This window comes from Vreelandella indica (assembly GCF_037070225.1).
Lineage (GTDB): Bacteria > Pseudomonadota > Gammaproteobacteria > Pseudomonadales > Halomonadaceae > Vreelandella > Vreelandella arctica.
This window is the reverse complement of the sequence record NZ_JBANSO010000006.1, coordinates 141,122-158,680: the sequence shown is the minus strand read 5'-3', so window position 1 is coordinate 158,680 and position 17,559 is coordinate 141,122. Positions and strand designations below refer to the sequence as shown.

The 17,559-nt window shown below is 56.8% G+C and carries 19 protein-coding genes; 8 read left to right on the top strand and 11 right to left on the bottom strand.

What is annotated here, in order from left to right:
• Window positions 1–24 precede the first annotated feature (24 nt).
• Entirely contained in the window at window positions 25–1,818 is a 1,794-nt protein-coding gene (locus V8L71_RS06075) for a methyl-accepting chemotaxis protein (RefSeq protein ID WP_336273512.1), read from the bottom strand.
• A 441-nt stretch (window positions 1,819–2,259) separates the two neighbouring features.
• Between V8L71_RS06075 and V8L71_RS06070 the strand changes: the two genes are divergently transcribed.
• Together V8L71_RS06070 and V8L71_RS06065 are read left to right on the top strand one after the other, a co-directional pair.
• Window positions 2,260–3,186, top strand: coding sequence for a YihY/virulence factor BrkB family protein (locus tag V8L71_RS06070; RefSeq protein WP_336273511.1), 927 nt, complete (start codon window positions 2,260–2,262; stop codon window positions 3,184–3,186).
• A gap of 85 nt (window positions 3,187–3,271) precedes the next feature.
• Complete coding sequence (locus tag V8L71_RS06065) at window positions 3,272–4,036, top strand: SDR family oxidoreductase (RefSeq protein WP_101146810.1); 765 nt, start codon at window positions 3,272–3,274, stop codon at window positions 4,034–4,036.
• Between the two features lie 90 nt (window positions 4,037–4,126).
• On the opposite strand, the gene ureG is transcribed toward V8L71_RS06065, so the two are convergent.
• From ureG to V8L71_RS06030, 7 genes are all read right to left on the bottom strand, one after another.
• Window positions 4,127–4,777, bottom strand: a complete 651-nt coding sequence (gene ureG, locus V8L71_RS06060; protein WP_101146811.1) for an urease accessory protein UreG — start codon at window positions 4,775–4,777, stop codon at window positions 4,127–4,129.
• 45 nt (window positions 4,778–4,822) lie between these two features.
• Window positions 4,823–5,566, bottom strand: a complete 744-nt coding sequence (locus V8L71_RS06055) for an urease accessory protein UreF (protein ID WP_336273510.1) — start codon at window positions 5,564–5,566, stop codon at window positions 4,823–4,825.
• The gene (ureE, locus tag V8L71_RS06050) at window positions 5,544–6,089 is read right to left on the bottom strand and encodes an urease accessory protein UreE (RefSeq protein WP_336273509.1); all 546 of its coding nucleotides are present in this window, start codon (window positions 6,087–6,089) and stop codon (window positions 5,544–5,546) included. Before ureE ends, V8L71_RS06055 begins: the two co-directional genes overlap by 23 nt.
• A 155-nt stretch (window positions 6,090–6,244) precedes the next feature.
• Window positions 6,245–7,960, bottom strand: a complete 1,716-nt coding sequence (gene ureC / locus V8L71_RS06045) for an urease subunit alpha (protein ID WP_336269380.1) — start codon at window positions 7,958–7,960, stop codon at window positions 6,245–6,247.
• Window positions 7,957–8,277: an urease subunit beta gene (locus tag V8L71_RS06040; RefSeq protein ID WP_101146931.1), complete on the bottom strand. Its 321-nt coding sequence runs from the start codon at window positions 8,275–8,277 to the stop codon at window positions 7,957–7,959. The genes ureC and V8L71_RS06040 overlap by 4 nt, the downstream gene beginning before the upstream one ends.
• Before the next feature lie 38 nt (window positions 8,278–8,315).
• Window positions 8,316–8,618: an urease subunit gamma gene (gene ureA / locus V8L71_RS06035; RefSeq protein WP_066320888.1), complete on the bottom strand. Its 303-nt coding sequence runs from the start codon at window positions 8,616–8,618 to the stop codon at window positions 8,316–8,318.
• Window positions 8,619–8,645: 27 nt separating this feature from the next.
• The gene (locus V8L71_RS06030) at window positions 8,646–9,530 is read right to left on the bottom strand and encodes an urease accessory protein UreD (RefSeq protein ID WP_336273508.1); all 885 of its coding nucleotides are present in this window, start codon (window positions 9,528–9,530) and stop codon (window positions 8,646–8,648) included.
• Window positions 9,531–9,791: 261 nt separating this feature from the next.
• On the opposite strand from V8L71_RS06030, the gene V8L71_RS06025 reads away from it, so the two are divergent.
• The 6 genes from V8L71_RS06025 to V8L71_RS06000 all read left to right on the top strand — a co-directional run bounded on the left by V8L71_RS06025 (window position 9,792) and on the right by V8L71_RS06000 (window position 14,746).
• Window positions 9,792–10,241 (top strand): Xre family toxin-antitoxin system antitoxin, encoded by a 450-nt coding sequence (locus V8L71_RS06025; protein ID WP_336273507.1) that lies wholly within the window; start codon window positions 9,792–9,794, stop codon window positions 10,239–10,241.
• Window positions 10,238–10,702: an RES family NAD+ phosphorylase gene (locus V8L71_RS06020; protein ID WP_336273506.1), complete on the top strand. Its 465-nt coding sequence runs from the start codon at window positions 10,238–10,240 to the stop codon at window positions 10,700–10,702. The genes V8L71_RS06025 and V8L71_RS06020 overlap by 4 nt, the downstream gene beginning before the upstream one ends.
• A 242-nt stretch (window positions 10,703–10,944) precedes the next feature.
• Complete coding sequence (locus V8L71_RS06015) at window positions 10,945–11,913, top strand: metal ABC transporter solute-binding protein, Zn/Mn family (RefSeq protein WP_336273505.1); 969 nt, start codon at window positions 10,945–10,947, stop codon at window positions 11,911–11,913.
• 23 nt (window positions 11,914–11,936) lie between these two features.
• Window positions 11,937–12,719 (top strand): metal ABC transporter ATP-binding protein, encoded by a 783-nt coding sequence (locus tag V8L71_RS06010; protein WP_101146820.1) that lies wholly within the window; start codon window positions 11,937–11,939, stop codon window positions 12,717–12,719.
• A 3-nt stretch (window positions 12,720–12,722) separates the two neighbouring features.
• Window positions 12,723–13,829: a metal ABC transporter permease gene (locus V8L71_RS06005; protein ID WP_336273504.1), complete on the top strand. Its 1,107-nt coding sequence runs from the start codon at window positions 12,723–12,725 to the stop codon at window positions 13,827–13,829.
• Window positions 13,826–14,746: a metal ABC transporter permease gene (locus V8L71_RS06000; RefSeq protein ID WP_336273503.1), complete on the top strand. Its 921-nt coding sequence runs from the start codon at window positions 13,826–13,828 to the stop codon at window positions 14,744–14,746. The genes V8L71_RS06005 and V8L71_RS06000 overlap by 4 nt, the downstream gene beginning before the upstream one ends.
• A 97-nt stretch (window positions 14,747–14,843) precedes the next feature.
• On the opposite strand, the gene urtE is transcribed toward V8L71_RS06000, so the two are convergent.
• The 3 genes from urtE to urtC are packed head-to-tail and all read right to left on the bottom strand — an operon-like array spanning window position 14,844 to window position 17,556.
• Window positions 14,844–15,551, bottom strand: a complete 708-nt coding sequence (gene urtE / locus V8L71_RS05995; RefSeq protein ID WP_336273502.1) for an urea ABC transporter ATP-binding subunit UrtE — start codon at window positions 15,549–15,551, stop codon at window positions 14,844–14,846.
• The gene (gene urtD, locus V8L71_RS05990; protein WP_336273501.1) at window positions 15,551–16,387 is read right to left on the bottom strand and encodes an urea ABC transporter ATP-binding protein UrtD; all 837 of its coding nucleotides are present in this window, start codon (window positions 16,385–16,387) and stop codon (window positions 15,551–15,553) included. Before urtD ends, urtE begins: the two co-directional genes overlap by 1 nt.
• Window positions 16,384–17,556, bottom strand: coding sequence for an urea ABC transporter permease subunit UrtC (urtC, locus tag V8L71_RS05985; RefSeq protein ID WP_336273500.1), 1,173 nt, complete (start codon window positions 17,554–17,556; stop codon window positions 16,384–16,386). Before urtC ends, urtD begins: the two co-directional genes overlap by 4 nt.
• Between the last annotated feature and the right edge of the window lie 3 nt (window positions 17,557–17,559).

Here is a 17,559-nt window from a genome sequence, read left to right as displayed (position 1 = left end):
TATTTACTGATGGCTAAGCAACCGTTAGAACGCTTCCCACTCATCCTCTGCCTGATGGCTAGATGACGGTTGTGACGAAGGTTTTGCAGCAAGCGCTGGGCGTTTCAGACCGCTGGCATTGCCGCGCTGGGAGGCAGATGGCGAGGCCAGCGCCTGATGCCGCTGTGTGGGCTCATCTTCACCTAACACAAAGGAGTTGATCAGCTGGTTCAGGTGCTCCGCATGACGACGCATGTTGGCGGCAGCGGTAGTGGACTCCTCCACCATGGCTGCGTTCTGCTGGGTCATGGTATCCATTTCAGCCACGGCGGTGTTGATCTGGCCAATACCGCTGCTCTGCTCCTTGGCACCGGCGCTGATCTCGCCGATCACATCGGTGACTTTCGCCACGCTGGAGACAATTTCGCGCATGGTGTTGCCCGCGTTGCGCACCAGCTCCGCCCCGGAGTGGGTGTGCTTCACAGAGGCATCGATCAGCGTGCGGATCTCTTTAGAGGCATCGCTGGAGCGGCTGGCCAGAATGCGTACTTCCTGGGCCACCACGGCAAAGCCGCGGCCATGCTCACCTGCCCTTGCGGCTTCCACCGAGGCGTTGAGCGCCAGGATATTGGTTTGGAAAGCAATCGAGTCGATCATGCTGATGATGTCGCTGATGCGCGATGCGGAGTCATTAATATCGCGCATGGTGCTTTCCACCTGCCCCATCGCGGTTTCACCCTCGCGGGCCACTTCTGCGGTGGATTGCACCAGCTTATTGGCCTGCTGGGCGTTGTCAGCACTGTGATTGACGGTGGAGGTGATCTCTTCCATCGAGGCAGAGGTTTGCTGCAGATTCGCCGCGGCTTGCTCGGTGCGGGTCGCTAGCTCTTCCGAGCTTTGCGAGATTTCGCCCGCCGCTTGATGCACGCTTACCGTGCTGCTGCGCACGTCACGTAGCGTATCCTGCATACGCGCTACAAAGGCGTTGAACTGGACGCCAAGGTCGCCGATTTCATCGCCGCTTTCTACTGCCAAGCGACGGGTTAAATCACCGCGCCCCTGGGCGATATCGTGCATCGCCGAGGCGGTACGCTTGATCGGTCCCAGTGTACGGCGCACAAAACCATACGCCACCAAGGCAATCACGCCGAATAGGACCAGCGCCAACAAGGATGAAATCATAATCGATTGGCGCAAATCGGCAGCCGCATCGGCTTCCAGCTCAGCCATGGATTGGTCAACGTCGGTAACATAAACGCCCGCGCCTACAATCCAACCCCATTTTTCCAGGCGATCAATATAGGAGTGTTTCTGTTCCGGCTCTCCGCTGCCAGGATATTCCCAGGGGTATTCATAAAAGCCACCGCCATCTTGGCCTACCTGGATAAAGTCACGCACGATGTAAGACCCATCAGGCGCTTGTAGTCCGCTTAAGTCCTGGCCTTCCCGCTCTTGGGAGTGCGGAAGTACCACGTTGGTGCCATCGTAGTCGTAAACAAAAATGTAGTTTTCACCCTCGAAGCGCATTGAACGCAGCATCTCAGCAGCGCGTTCCTTGGCTTCGCGGTCGTTGGCATCGGCGTCGTTGTAGATGGGCGCGATAGCGGTAGTCGCCATCTGCACAATGTCGCGCACCGAGGCTCGTCGCTCTTCAATCAATTGTTCGCGCTGTTCCACCAGCGCCTCACGGGTATCTTGGGTACTGCTAAAGACGTCAAACCCGACCAAGGCGACCGTGACCAACAAAAGCGGAAACAAAACCAGTATCAACACCTTGGTTTGCAAGCCAAGGCCTGACTTAGGGGGAGACGTATTAGAATGGATAGGCAGAGTGGGCATTGTGTGTCTTCCAGGTTCGATCTTGAGAAGGGTTTTAGCGTATAGACTAAGTCTATATCGACTGAAAGTGTGTCAACTTTAACCACTTTTTTAGCTTTTTTGCTTTATAGGCAACTATTTAGCTAAAAAACCTTCGCTCCATAACCTAGGTTAAGGTAAAAGCACACTGATCCATTCATGGTGGGGAAGTGGTGGTCAAGGATGGCCCGTTTTAGCAAGACGCTAACACATGTTCTTCGGTTGCCTTGATCTTTTCTACCGCCTGATCAAGGCGACCTTTTTATTGCTACTGTCTTTCTTCCCTTCTCTTAATAACCTCGTTATCTACTCTCGATCTAACATTTCCTGTCGTCCTTGTTATTTGCGCTTGTTACTTGCTTTTGTTACTTACTTGCGCCAGCAGCGTATCATGGCGCTAGCGTACAAGGAGAACGGCAAGCCATGGTTCAAAATTCCTCGTTTATTAGTGCTGCCCTGCTCCTGATCCCTAAGTTGGTACTCTTTGCTTGGCGTGTATTACGCAATTTTCTCAAAAACCACGGCATTCTACTGGCGGGCGGCGTGGGCTATAACATTTTGCTCTCTATCGTGCCGCTATTTGCGCTGCTCGTGGTGCTATTAACCCAAGTGGTCGATCAGCAGCATCTGCTCAACGTGCTGGCTATTCAGGCCCGCCACATGGCGCCCGCCCACGCTGAAGTACTGCTGGATGCCGTACGCAGCCTGCTTGAAACCCGTGATGTGATCGGCATTTTGAGCTTTCCTATTCTGCTACTGTTCAGCTCATTTGCCTTTCGCATGCTTGAAGATGCCCTAGCGATTATTTTCCATGCGCCGGATAGCCCGCATATCAAGCGCAGCGTGTGGGTGTCGGTGATGCTGCCTTACGCTTTTATGGTGGTTCTCGGGGCCGCACTAATGGTGTTAACCCTGGTCGTCACCCTGGCCAGTTCGCTCAATACGTTGGTCTTTTTATTATTCGAGCGCGAGCTGCCCTTAGCGGGGTTGTCAGAACCGGTGCTTAACCTAGCCAGTTTCATCGGCGTTTTCTTACTCTTCAGCGCCATCTACAAAGTGCTTCCGGTGGTCAAGATCGCTTTACACCGAGCGATAGTGGGTGGCTTCGTCGCGGCCTTAATGTGGGAGGGAGTGCGGCTAATATTGGTTTACTATTTCGTCAATCTGTCTTTCGTCAACGCTGTTTACGGCTCGCTGGCCACCCTGGTAATCGTGCTGATCAGCTTGGAAGTGGGCGCAATCATTTTACTGCTTGGCGCCCAGGTGATTGCCGAACTGGAGCGCAACACCCGCCTTGGTCTGCCATGGCACATCGACCCAAGCCGTCAGCCGGTTACCCGGGTTGATTGAGCAACTCTGGCGCGGCTGAGCTAGTCTTTAAAACGCTTACTGCAAAACGATGCTTAAAAATACAATGCTACAAGGGGTGAGAACGATGACGTTGTTCGATCTAACCGGCCGCACGGCGCTGATTACCGGTTCATCCGGCGGGCTGGGGCTTGCGATGGCTCGCGGGCTGGCGCAGTCAGGCGCTCAAATTATTATTCATGGGCGCAATCAGGACAAACTTGAAGCCGCACGCAAGACGCTCTCTGAGGAAGGCCATAAAGTGCTCACAACATCGTTTGATGTTGCTGACGAGGACGCCATTGAGCAGGCCCTTGAAGCACTGAAAAATGATGGAATCAGTATCGATATACTGGTCAATAACGCAGGTATGCAGCTCCGCCGCCCGCTGCTTGAGGTCGAACACGACCAATGGGATAAGGTCATCAACACGAACCTAACCAGTACGTTTCTACTGGGCCGTAATGTTGCTCGGCAAATGATTGAGCGCGGCAAGGGCGGCAAAATCATTAATATTGGCTCATTGATGAGTTCTGTTGCGCGGTCAACGGTGGGTGCTTATACGGCGTCTAAAGGCGGCGTTCGCCTGTTGACCCAATCCATGGCAGCGGAGTGGGCTGAACATGGCATTCAGACTAACGCTATCGGCCCAGGTTACATGATCACCGAAATGACCCAACCGCTGGTCGATGACCCAACATTCAATGATTGGCTCATTAACCGCACTCCTTCCAAACGCTGGGGCGTCCCTGAGGATCTTGTGGGAACGGTGGTTTTCCTCGCCTCTCCGGCGTCGAGCTACGTCAACGGTCAGATCATTTACGTCGACGGTGGGTTGCTGGCGGTTATTTAATCGCTTTCATACCAGCAGCTGCCAGTCGGACGTCCACAAAGACCGCCTTACATTTGGCGGTCTTTTGCATAGAACGTCGTTAAATAACATTCACCCAGCGGAAGCCGCAGCCCCTTCACTGCTCTGCGGGCGCCGCTCATCCAGCATTCCTTTGTCGAGAATAAAGCGGATGATCTCTTCAAGCCCTACTCCGTCATAAAGGTTGGTAAATACGAAGGGGCGTTCGCCACGCATTTTCTTCGAATCGCGTTCCATCACTTCTAATGAAGCGTGAACATACTCGGCGATATCGATTTTATTAATGATCAGCAGGTCAGACTTGGTGATACCCGGCCCACCTTTGCGGGGAATCTTGTCGCCTGCGGAAACGTCGATGACGTAAAGCGTCAGGTCGGAAAGCTCGGGGCTGAAGGTGGCCGAGAGGTTGTCACCGCCCGACTCGACCATGACCAGTTCCAGCTTTGGGTGGCGCGTCTGTAGCTCATCGATGGCGGCCAGGTTCATTGAGGCGTCTTCGCGAATCGCGGTATGTGGGCAACCGCCGGTCTCTACGCCCAAAATACGATCCGCCGGGAGGGCGTCGTGCTTGAGCAAAAAGTCGGCGTCTTCACGGGTATAGATATCGTTAGTGACCACGGCGATATCGTAGTAATCCCGCAGCGCTAAACAGAGCTGCTTGAGCAGCGCGGTTTTGCCGGAGCCTACCGGGCCGCCCACACCAACGCGTAAACAGTGAGTCATCGTTCTCTCCTCGTTAACTTCTAAGCTTTTCAATTTATGAGCTTTTTAACTTCTAAACAGGCGCGAATATTGCGTTTCGTGTAACGCACTGGCCAGGGCCAAGCCGGGCAGCACCGGGCCTAGGTCATCATCTTCCAGCGCTAGCGCTTGGTTAACGGCATCCACCAAGGCTGGGCGCAGTTGCTCGATCACGCGCTGGGCGGCGGTGTGCCCCAGCGGTAGCGCTTTACAGGCCACCGCCAACTGGTTCTCTAGCCACGCCCAGGCAAAGCCCAGCAGGGTTTGGCGCACAGAGACACCACGCAAGTGAGCCGTATAGGCAAACAGCGTCACATAGCCTGCCTGGGGCGGTAGCAAAGGCGTTAGTAAGTCTTCACTTGGCATTTGCTGATCGTTTGGCAATAACTCCAAGCTGCCCAGCAGTCGTTTAAGCGAGGCGCCTAGGCGGCTGTCTTCAGCGGCCAGCTCGGCGGTTTCCCGGGTGGCCGATAGCCACTCATCCCATGCGGCAATCGATGAGCTATCCGCTTGGTTGAATGCTTCATGCAGCCGCGCCAGCACGGGCAGCTCGCAGCGGGTTAGGCCATCTTCCAGTACGCCGCTTAACCACTCGGCAAGGCTCGCTTCATCGCGCACCCAGTCCAGCTCGAAGGCGCTTTCCAGCCCTTGAGAAAACGCAAAGGCACCAATCGGCAGCGCGGGGCTTACCAGTTGCATCAGCCCCAGCAGCGCCAGTTCGTCGCTTTGGCCTTCTAATGCGGTAAGCTCAGTGTGCATGGTGGTGCTCATGCGTGTGGTCATGATCGTGTGCGTGGTCGTGTGAATGATCGTGAGAATGGCCATGACCGTGGGAATGTGAATGCCCGCCGCCCACTTGGTTATAAGCGCCCGGTTCAGGGTCAAACGTGGCGTTGTGGTGCTCTAGTTCGGCACCCAGTAGCTCGGCGAGTTCTTCCAGCACGTGATCCGGCGGGAAGCGCACCCAGCCGCCTTTTTCATCTTCACCCAGCGCCAGCTGTACGTGGCGATTGCCCAGATGATAAGCCAGTCGCGCCAGGGGTAAGCCAGTACTCACTCGCGCGGTAACCACCGGCTCCACTGCCGCGCGGATACGCACGACTTCGCCGCTTTCGGCTTTCAGGCCTTCGCCGCTGCGCAATACCGGACCGCGATCCAGAAATAGACCCAGCTCGCGGCCACTATCGCTTTGGGCTTTTAAGCGCCCGCGAATGCGCAGCTCAAAGGGCAGCGTCAGCGTGTCGCTAGCGGCGCTCTCCTCCACTGGTCCTAAACGTTCTATCAGTTTTAGCATTGCTATCGTCCCTTCGCTATCTCTGCGGCTGTGCCGCGGGTAGACCTACGAGAGGGCGCTGTGAATACCTCCCTGTACGCTACTTTTGCCATCCATGGCAAAAGACCCTCTCTACGGCCTACCCCCGTCACTTCTACCTAATGGAATAGCCTCAATCAAAACAAGTGGTACCGCTGAGCCAGCGGGAGTTCGGTGGCGGGCTCGCAGGTTAAAATTTCGCCATCGCAGCGCACTTCGTAGGTTTGCGGGTCGACGGTCAAGTCGGGGCAGGCGTCGTTGAGCTTCATATCCTGTTTGCGCACTTGGCGCACGTTTTTACACGCCGCTAGTTCGCTGTTTAGCCCCAAGGTCTCTTTTATGCCTGCATCCAAAGCGGCCTGGCTGACAAAGCTGAGCCGGGTTTGGCTCGCTGCGCGGCCAAAGGCACCAAACATATAGCGGTAATGCACCGGCTGCGGCGTGGGAATCGAAGCATTGGGGTCGCCCATGGGCGCTGCCGCAATCATGCCGCCTTTGATCATCATCGCCGGTTTCACGCCAAAGAAGGCCGGTTTCCACAGCACTAGATCCGCCAGTTTACCGACTTCGATGGAACCCACTTCATGGGCGATGCCGTGAGTGATCGCCGGATTGATGGTGTACTTGGCGATATAGCGCTTGGCGCGCAGGTTGTCGGCGCCTAGGGCTTCGTCTTCTGGTAAGAAGCCGCGCTGCACCTTCATTTTATGCGCCGTTTGCCAAGTACGGCAGACCACTTCACCGACCCGCCCCATGGCCTGGGAATCCGAAGCGATCATCGAGATCACGCCCAGGTCATGCAGAATATCTTCCGCGGCGATGGTTTCACGGCGAATGCGCGAATCGGCAAAGGCCACGTCTTCGGGGATATTGGGGTCAAGGTGGTGACACACCATCAACATATCGAGGTGTTCGTCGATGGTATTGACCGTGTAGGGCCGCGTTGGGTTAGTCGACGATGGCAGTACGTAGGGTTTGGAACAGGCGGTGAGAATATCCGGTGCGTGACCGCCGCCCGCGCCTTCGGTGTGATAGGTGTGAATGCAGCGCTCTTTGAACGCGGCCAGGGTATCTTCCACAAAGCCTGATTCGTTCAGGGTATCGGTGTGGATCGCCACCTGCACATCGTAGGCATCCGCCACGTTCAGGCAGTTATTGATCGAGGCGGGTGTGGTGCCCCAGTCTTCGTGCAGCTTGAGGCCCATGGCGCCCGCTTCTAGCTGCGCTTCCAGTGCTTCCGGCAGGCTGGCATTACCTTTGCCTAGCAGGCCAATATTCATCGGCAGGTCGTCCACCGCCTGGAGCATTTTGCCAATGTGCCAAGCGCCTGGCGTGCAGGTGGTGGCGTTGGAACCTGTCGCCGGGCCGGTGCCACCGCCGAGCATGGTGGTCACACCGCTCATCAGCGCTTCTTCGACCTGCTGGGGGCAGATAAAGTGGATGTGAGAGTCGATGCCGCCTGCAGTCAAGATCTTGCCTTCGCCGGAAATGATTTCGGTACCGGGGCCAATCACGATCTCCACATCGGGCTGTACGTCGGGGTTACCCGCCTTGCCAATCGCGGCGATGCGACCTTTCTGAATACCCACGTCGGCTTTGACGATGCCCCACCAGTCCAGAATCAGCGCATTGGTGATTACCGTATCCATCACCGTGTCGTCAGCGCGCTGGCTTTGGCCCATGCCGTCGCGGATGACCTTGCCGCCACCGAACTTCACTTCATCACCATAATGGGTGGCGTCTTTCTCGACTTCGATCCACAGCTCGGTATCGCCCAGACGAACGCGATCGCCCACCGTGGGGCCGTACATATCGGCGTAGGCTTGCCGGCTGATCTTGTTGGTCGGCTTCATTGTTTATCCCCCTCTAGCGCGCCCATCACATCACCCCGGAAGCCGTAAATTTCGCGCTTACCCACAAAGGGAATCAGCGTGACTTCCCGGGTTTGGCCGGGCTCAAAGCGAATCGCTGTGCCGGCGGCCACATCCAGGCGAAAGCCTCGGGATTTGTCGCGATCGAACACCAGCGCTGGGTTGGCTTCGGCGAAGTGGTAGTGGGAGCCGATCTGAATCGGGCGGTCGCCTGTATTGGCCACTTCGACACTAATTCGCTCACGCCCCACACACAGCTCAATATCACCCTCTTTTAATTGGTACTGTCCTGGAACCATTGGGCCGGGAATCATGATGCTCTCCTGGTTGCTGACAACTAGTTGATAGGTGTGTGGACAGTGACCAGCTTGGTGCCGTCGGGGAAAGTGGCTTCGACCTGCACTTCGTCGACCATCTCGGCGACGCCCTCCATCACATCGTCACGGCTAAGAATCTCGCGGCCGTAGCTCATCAAATCAGCCACACTGCGGCCATCCCGGGCGCCTTCCATAATCTCGAAGCTAATCAGCGCCACCGCTTCGGGGTAATTCAGCTTCAACCCGCGTGCCTTACGTCGCTCGGCCAGTTGAGCAGCGGAAAAAAGAAGCAGCTTGTCTTTGTCTCTTGGGGTTAATTCCATGGGGCGTTTCTCCAGCAATCTATTCGATTAGGTTAACCAAATACGCGGTGTGTGGGCGTCTCGCTCGATCCATAGGGGGCGCAAAAGTTGCCAAGCCTGTTCGCATAATGCCCAGGCTTCATTACGCGCGTTACCTAAGTAGCGTAATAGCAGCACGCCATGGCGGACGGTCACCGCCCAGCGTGCGTTATCCGGCAGCGCTTCACGCAAGGCTTCAATCGCCGCAGGCGCGTCGGCAATCCCCACCGCCCAGAGCGTGGCCTGCACCGTGGCGCCACCCTGCCCCCAGCGCCCAGCAAAGCGTGGGTGAAGTGGGTCTAACGGTTGGCGCTCTAACCACAGCGGCTTGCCGTCCAGGGTTAAGCGGAAGTGCTGCTCAATGCGTCCAGAAACATAGGGTAAGTCGCTGGCGGGGCGGCCCAGCGCCATCACTTCCCAGCCCAGGCATCGGGCACTGCCGTGAAGATCAATTTGGGTGCGCTGCTCGCCCTTGGAGCCATCAAAGGCGATAGTCTCCTGGGGCAGCCATTCCAGAGTGGCGCCATCTTCAACGCTTAACCGGGTGTACTGAGCCCACGCCACGCCCTGGCTGTCGGCTTTGTAGAGTTTATTGGCGGCAGGCGTTGTGAGTAGCGCATGGGCACCACCCTCGACATGGGCGTTAATGGTGAGCGCATCGCCGCTGACCAAACCGCCCGGTGGATGCAGCACGTACACATGGCACGCCTCACCGCGCCCTTCTGGGTAGAACGGCCGCTGCACCCGCAGCGGCCCCTGGTGGCGCGCCTGCACCATGCGGGTAACGCCATCGCGCTGGGCAAACCGCAGATCTAGCGATGCCGCCCAGTGGCGGCCCTGGTCAAAGCGGTGGCCGGAGGCAAGGGGAGATTTTGCGATATCGCATAGCATCATAATTAGCTATCGCTTCCTGTCAGTAAGCCATTCGCTAATGAGTGCAATTAATGCGCCAAAATGGTGAAAAGCAGAGTGCAGTGCCATTCATAAAACTAACACTGCGTTTTGTTAGCTGCACAAACTAAAAAAATGCACCAAAAAGGGGCGGAATTGCACTTAAAAGCACCATGCAAGGGCGCCACTATTCGTGCTCTTGACGAATGTGTCATCAACCTGTATATCATTTGATAGATAAAAAGACATCAAATGGAAAACACTATGGATATCCATTTCACTCAATATCAGCCCACTAAAGCCGTGGCCTCTGGCTATTGGCAGCAGGTTGGTCTTCCTGCTCGCGGCCGTAAGCTGCATGAATTGCTACATGCAGGCGTGGAATATCGTGTTTACCCCCAGCTTGCTAAGGTGTCAGGTATTGAGCAGAAGGCGCTGGCGCGCTATGTGGATATCCCTTCCGCCACGCTAAGCCGTCGCGCCAAGTCGGGCCGTTTCAAGATGGCAGAGAGTGATCGGCTGTATCGCTTTGCCGAGCTTTTCAAGGCAGCGCTGGACCTGTTCGAGGGTGACGCGGAGGGCGCCCGTGCCTGGCTGCTCAAACCCAATGCCGGGCTAGGCGGGCGCCGCCCCGTCGAAATGAGTGCCACCTCGGCGGAGTATCAAACGGTACTGAACCTGATCGGGCGGTTGGAGCACGGGGTGTCGGTATGAGCGAGGTCACCGCTTACCGGCTGGTGAAGCGCAAGTTTCAGGAGAGCGCGTTTGATGGCGAGGGTGCACGGCTTTACGGAGGGCGCTGGAACAGCCCAGGCAATGCCTGTGTGTATGTGGCAAGCTCCGAGTCGTTGGCGCTGCTGGAAATCATGGTGCATCTGGAAAGCTATCGACTGCTCAACGCCTATGCGCTACTGCGCCTGACGCTACCCACCGAGAGCATTCTCAGCGTTGGCGTAGAGGATTTACCCGAAAACTGGCAGGAAGCGCCCGCGCCTGCTGAAACGGCTGATCTAGGCGATGGCTGGCTGGCATCTGGCCAGAGTTTAGCGCTGGCGCTGCCCAGTGTGGTGGTACCAAGAGAGCTTAACTACATGCTCAACCCGGCCCACCCCTTATTCGAGCAAGCCATGGCAACAGCCGAGGCACTGCCATTTCAACCCGATCCAAGACTTTGAACCGGGTGTGGGTAACTTAAACAGTTCTTAGCAGATTCCAAAGGCGCGTTAATAGCCCGTCTTACGTTTATTCCCGCAATACTCAGAAACCCTTTTCAGCTCACCTCAGCGTCTGTTATCCGCTTGACATTGCATGAGTAGCGTCACAAACTTAGCCAAGGCTATACTTCTTTCATTAAGACAATCAGTTTACACAAAGCAATTTTAACCCATCTACCTCATGACGAGTCTGGAGCTACATAATGGCAACAAAATATGCCGTGATTCTATTGGGTACGCTTCCTTTAAGTGCATTGGCAACTGCCGATAAAACGCCCTTAAACGTGGTGGCAACGATTGGGATGATTGCAGATGTAGCGCAGGAAGTAGGCGGCGAATGCGTTAATGTGGAAGCCATGATGGGCCCCGGCGTAGACCCCCATCTGTATCAGGCAAGCGCTAGCGACGTAGCCTTGCTGCGGGGCGCCGAACACATTCTCTATTCAGGCTACTCATTGGAAGGACAGCTGGGGAGCGTGCTGGAGAATTTCTCGGCACGAACACCCACGCTTGCCGTGGCGCCCGCTTCCATTGATCCGGCGTCGTTGATCACCGCTCAGGATGTCTACGGGGTCGACCCCCACCTGTGGATGGATGTCTCTTTATGGGCCCAAACACTGCCCACCCTGAGCGATGCATTTAGCGAAGCACGCCCTGAGTGCGCCACGACGATTGAAACCAATACCGAGCGTTATCAAGCTCAGTTACTAGCCTTGCATGACTGGGTTAAAGAGAGCATTGCCAGCATCCCCGAAGAGCAGCGTATTCTCGTCACCGCCCACGACGCTTTCAGCTACTTTGGCCGTGCCTATGACATTGAGGTAGAAGGGATTCAGGGCATCAGTACCGAAACCGAAACCGGGATCGCCGATATTCGCAGCATGGCGGATAGCGTTGTTGCCCGTAACGTGCCCGCCATATTTGTCGAGAGCACCATCAACCCGCGCACCATTCAGGCAGTGATCGATGCCGCAAGGCAGCAAGGCCATGATGTGACCATCGGCGGCCAGCTTTATTCCGACGCCATGGGCGATGAAGGCACGGTAGATGGTACCTATATGGGCATGATCTACCGTAACACCCAGCACATTGTCGAGGCGCTAGGCGGTTCCTTGGCGCCGCTGCCAAAGGCACTGGATGACTGGGCCAGCGAGTGGCAACTCACTCAATAAGCATTCGATAAGGCAGTGCATCCATGGCGACATCCGACCTTACAGACACCGCTCTGAGCATTAAAAACCTGACGGTGAGCTACCATAACCAGCCCGTGCTTTGGGATATCGATCTGGATATCCCCGCCGGTGTAATGGCGGGCATTGTTGGCCCTAACGGGGCGGGCAAGAGCACGTTGATCAAAAGCCTGCTGGGGCTGGTGCCGTCGTTGTCAGGAGAGGTGATGGTGCATGGGCGACCCTACGCCACGCAGCGTAAACGGGTGGGCTACGTGCCCCAGCGCTCAAGCGTTGACTGGGATTTTCCCACCACTGCACTGGATGTGGTCACCATGGGGCTTTATGGGCGTTTAGGTTGGCTCAAAAGACCGGGGCGCAAAGAGCGCCATGAGGCGCAGGAAGCACTTGAGATGGTCGGTATGAGTGCCTTTGCTGAGCGCCAGATCAGCCAACTCTCAGGTGGCCAGCAGCAGCGCGTATTTTTAGCCCGTGCGCTGGTGCAGCAAGCCGATGTGTATTTTCTTGATGAACCCATGGCGGGCGTCGATGCCACCACCGAGCGGGCCATTATCGATATCCTGCGCCGCCTGCGCGATGCGGGCAAGACGCTGATTGTGGTCCACCATGATCTGCAAACGGTTCGCACCTACTTTGACTGGCTACTGCTACTCAACGTGCGGGTCATCGCCAGCGGCAAGGCCGAGGAGGTGTTCAAGATCGATCACCTACGCCAAGCTTACGGCGGCCAAATCGCGCTACTTGATGACAATGAATCGTTAATGTTTTCCGCCTCAAAGGTGAAGTAACCCATGGCGTGGCTTGAGCTTTTATCTGACTACACCTTTCAGAATGTCGTCATTGGCGCCTCACTGCTGGGGCTGATTAGCGGCCCGCTGGGCTGTTTTGCGGTGCTGCGTCGCCAAAGCCTGCTGGGAGACGCAATCTCCCACGCCGCCCTTCCCGGCATCTGCTTAAGCTTTATTATCACCGGTAGCCGCGATATTGGCGGGATCATTATTGGCTCACTGATCACCGGTTCCGCCGCCGCGCTGATCATGCTGATGCTGACGCGTTTGAGCCGCCTCAAAACCGACGCAGGTCTGGGCGCCTGCCTGAGCATCTTTTTTGCCGTGGGCATTGTGCTGCTCACCTATATCCAGGGCACCAATAACGCCTCTCAGGGTGGTCTTGAGGCCTTTCTGTTCGGCCAGGCCGCCGCGACGCTGCGCTCCGATTTATGGGTGATGGGCAGCATTACGCTGGTCACGCTGCTGCTGCTTGCCGCCTTCTGGAAACAGGCCAAGCTGGTCACCTTTGATGCGGAGTACGCCCGCACGCTCGGCATGCCTACCACCGTGATTGAAGCATCGCTCACCGCTATGGTTGCGCTAGCGGTCGTGGTCGGCCTGCAGATGGTCGGTGTGATTTTGATGGCCGCCATGATCGTGGCACCCGCGGCCGCCGCGCGACAATGGAGCCGCCACCTAGGCGGCATGCTCACCATCGCCGCAGGCGTCGGTATTGTCAGTGGTGTTTCAGGGGCGACCATCAGCACCCTGTCGCGTGGCCTGGCAACCGGCCCGCTGATTGTCCTTACCGCAACCGCCATCGTGCTTATATCGTTGGCATTGGCACCTGGACGTGGCCTGCTATGGGGCATGATAAAGCACTATCGCCAGAAGTCAGCGCTGCAGCAACAGCAGCTGCTTTATGCGCTGTACAAACACTCGGCCGATCCCTCACGCGCTTCCTCAACACTTGGGTCACGCCGGATGTTCAACAAGCTTAAGCAGCAAGGCTACCTAACCCGCTCTCTACGCGGTGCTACCCCAAGCGACGGCGGCTGGGGGCTAACGGCACAGGGCCAGGCGGAGGCTAGAAGAGTGGTCGCGGCCTTTGAGGAATTAGCATCATGATGGCAGAGCTACTGACCACAACTGCCCTGCCCATTATACTAGTGGGCGCGATGGTAGGCATCGCCTCCTCGGCGGTGGGCACCTTTTTAGTGCTGCGCGGCAACAGCATGTTATCCGACGCAATCAGCCATTCGATTGTGTTTGGCATCGTTATCGTCTGGCTGCTGACCAAGCAGCAGAGCGGGCCGGTACAATTGATCGGGGCCGCCCTCACCGGGCTGTTGACCGTCCTGCTCACCGAAGCCTTGGCGAGCACCAAACGGGTCAAGCAGGATACCGCTATCGGGCTGGTCTTCCCGGCCCTATTCTCGATCGGCGTGCTGCTATTGAATATTTATGCCAATGATGTGCATATCGACACGCATACTGTGCTGCTCGGTGAGATCGGTTTTGTCTGGCTGGATACCCTCGACATCTTCGGCCTGCCCATCCCCCAGGCGCTGGTATCGATGAGTGTGATGACGGTGCTCAACTACGCGTTTATCGGGCTCTTTTATAAGGAGCTGAAGCTGGCCACCTTCGATCCGGCGCTGGCCAAAACGTTCGGTTTTATGCCCTCGATTCTTTTCTATGTGCTGCTCATGCTAACAAGCTCCACTGCCGTGGCGGCCTTTGATGCAGTGGGTGCAGTACTGTTTATCGCCTTTGCTATTGTTCCCGCCTCCGCCGCCTATTTGCTGACCGACCGGCTGTGGATGATGTTTATCATCGGTGCGCTAATTTCTATCGCCTCGAGTATTTCTGGCTACTACCTCGCCGTGTATCTCAACGTCTCCATTGGCGGCATGATGGCCGTCATGACCGGCGTATTCCTGATCCTCGCCTTTCTGGCAGGGCCACGCTACGGCGTAATTACCCAACTGGTCAAACGCCAACGGGCACGTCAGGCGCCGGTGGAGCCGCCGCCCAACATTTGAAGCCCAGCTTTTGGAAACACGGCTCATCTGCGCGCAAAAAAGCGACCGCCTTTCGACAAACGCTTGGCCAGGCAGGCGGTAACCGGGTGTGGATAACTCAAACCGTCAAGTGCTGCTTGATCAGCTCATTGGAGAGCTCACCGATCTCGCCTTTAGCGACTGGACGGCCGCGATCCATAATTACAAAGCGGTCAGCGTACTTGCGGGCGAAGGGTAGCTTCTGCTCCACCAGCAATACGGTTAAACCATCCTCGTTGATCAACTGGCGAATCACCTGCCCAATCTGGGCGACGATATTGGGCTGAATGCCCTCCCCCGGTTCGTCCAAAATCAGTAGCTTGGGCTCAATCACCAGCGCACGGCCAATAGCCAACTGCTGCTGTTGACCACCGGATAGATCACCGCCACGGCGGTTTTTCATCTCCTTGAGCACTGGGAACAACTCGTAGACCCGCTCGGGAATCTTTTTCAGCCCGTCGCTGCGGGCGGCAAGGCCGGTGCGCAAATTCTCCTCTACAGTCAGCAGCGGAAATATCTGCCGCCCTTGGGGCACGTAGCCAATCCCCAACCGCGAGCGCGCTTCAATGGCTTTTTTAGTCAGTTGGATCTCGCCAGTCTCGGCGGTGTAGCGCAGCTCACCGCTTTTGACCACCACTTCACCCATTACGGCTTTCAGCAGCGTGGTTTTACCCACGCCGTTGCGCCCCATCACGCAGGTGCACTGCCCGGCGGGCACTTCAAGGTCTAAATCCCACAGGGTGTGGCTTTCGCCGTAGAACTGGTTGAGCTTTTCAATGGCTAGCATTAGGCGGCCTCCTCGTCATCGGCACCCAGATAGACCTCGATCACTTTAGGGTCATTGGAGACTTGATCCATGGTGCCTTCCGCCAGCACGCTGCCTTGGTGCAGCACGGTCACTTGGCGAGCAATCGAACGCACAAAACCCATATCGTGTTCCACCACCACCACCGACTGCTTGCCTGCCAGGCCGGTGAGCAGCTCGGCGGTGCGCTCCATCTCTTGCTCGGTCATACCCGCCACCGGTTCATCCACCAGTAGTAGACGCGGGCGTTGCATCAGCAGCATGCCAATCTCCAGCCACTGCTTCTGGCCGTGGGAAAGAATGCCCGCAGGCTGATGGCGGAGCGCCGTCAGGCCTGTGGTTTCCAGCACTTCATCGATGCGGTCTTTGATCTCGCCGGTCATGCGGGCAGTTAGGGTGGGGAAAATACGCTTGTCGGCGGCCATGGCCAATTCCAGGTTTTCAAACACCGAGAGCGCTTCGAATACCGTCGGCTTTTGAAACTTGCGGCCAATGCCCAGGCTGGCGATATCGGGCTCGTTCATATGCAGCAGGTTGTGGCGGCTGCCGAACCATACGCTGCCGCTATTGGGTCGGGTTTTGCCGGTGATGATATCCATCATGGTGGTTTTGCCCGCCCCGTTGGGGCCGATAATGCAGCGCAGCTCACCGTCGTTGATAGTCAGGTTGAGATTATTGATGGCTTTAAAGCCATCGAAGCTGACGGTGACATCTTCCATGTAAAGAATCGGCCCGTGGCGAACGTCCACCGGTGAGGCCTGAGGCGCCATGAAATCGAACACCCGGTCACGCTGGGACAGCGATTGCAGCAAACTCATGCGGAGGCCTCCTTGGACGTGTGTTGATGGTCAGGATCCGTCGTTTGATCCTCGCGCTTACGGCGCTTGAGATAGCGAAACAGCCCGGCCACCCCCTTGGGCAGAAACACCGTGACCAGTACGAACATCGCGCCCAGGGCAAACAGCCAGGCATCGGGCATGACACCGGTAAAGATGGTTTTGGCGTAGTTGACCAAAATGGCGCCAATCACCGCGCCATACAGCGTGGCGCGACCGCCCAGTGCGACCCACAGCACAATCTCAATGGAGAAAATCGGCGAGAATTCGCTGGGATTGATGATCCCCACTTGTGGCACGTAAAGCGCCCCGGCCAGGCCCGCCAGCATGGCCGATACCACAAACACAAACAGTTGAAAGCGCTCGACCCGGTAGCCGAGAAAGCGCGTGCGCGCTTCGGCGTCGCGAGTAGCCACGCTGACCCGGCCCAGCTTGCTGGTGACAATCGCACGGCAGAGGATATAGCCCAGCGCCAGCGCAACGCCAGTGGCGAGGAACAGCCCTAACCGCGTGGCGTCGCTGCGTAAATCAAACCCAACGATTTCGCGGAAATCGGTCAGGCCGTTATTGCCGCCAAAGCCCATTTCATTGCGGAAGAAGGCTAGCATCAAGGCAAAGGTCAGCGCCTGAGTAATGATCGATAGATACACCCCGGTAACCCGTGAGCGGAACGCCAAGAAGCCGAAGACCAGCGCCAGCAACCCAGGCGCCAGCATTACCATGGCAAAGGCGAACCAGGCCATATCGAAGCCGTGCCAGAACCACGGCAGGCTGTCCCAGTTCAGGAACACCATAAAATCGGGCAGCACCGGGTGGCCGTAGGTGCCACGGTCACCAATTTGGCGCATCAAATACATACCCATGGCGTAGCCGCCGATGGCAAAAAAGGCGCCGTGCCCCAGGCTTAAAATGCCCAAATAGCCCCACACCAGATCCACCGCCACGGCAAGCAACGCGTAACTCAGGTACTTCCCAAACAGGTTGACGGTATAGGCACCCACATGCAGCGGATTCCCCGGTGGCACCGCCACGTGCAGGAGTGTGACCAGCGCCAGCGCGGCCAGTAGCACACCCAGAAATATCTGCGTGGAGCGTTCACTGAAGGGTCGTGTTAGCCAAAAATTCGTCGATGATTCGGTCGTTAGTGACATCGT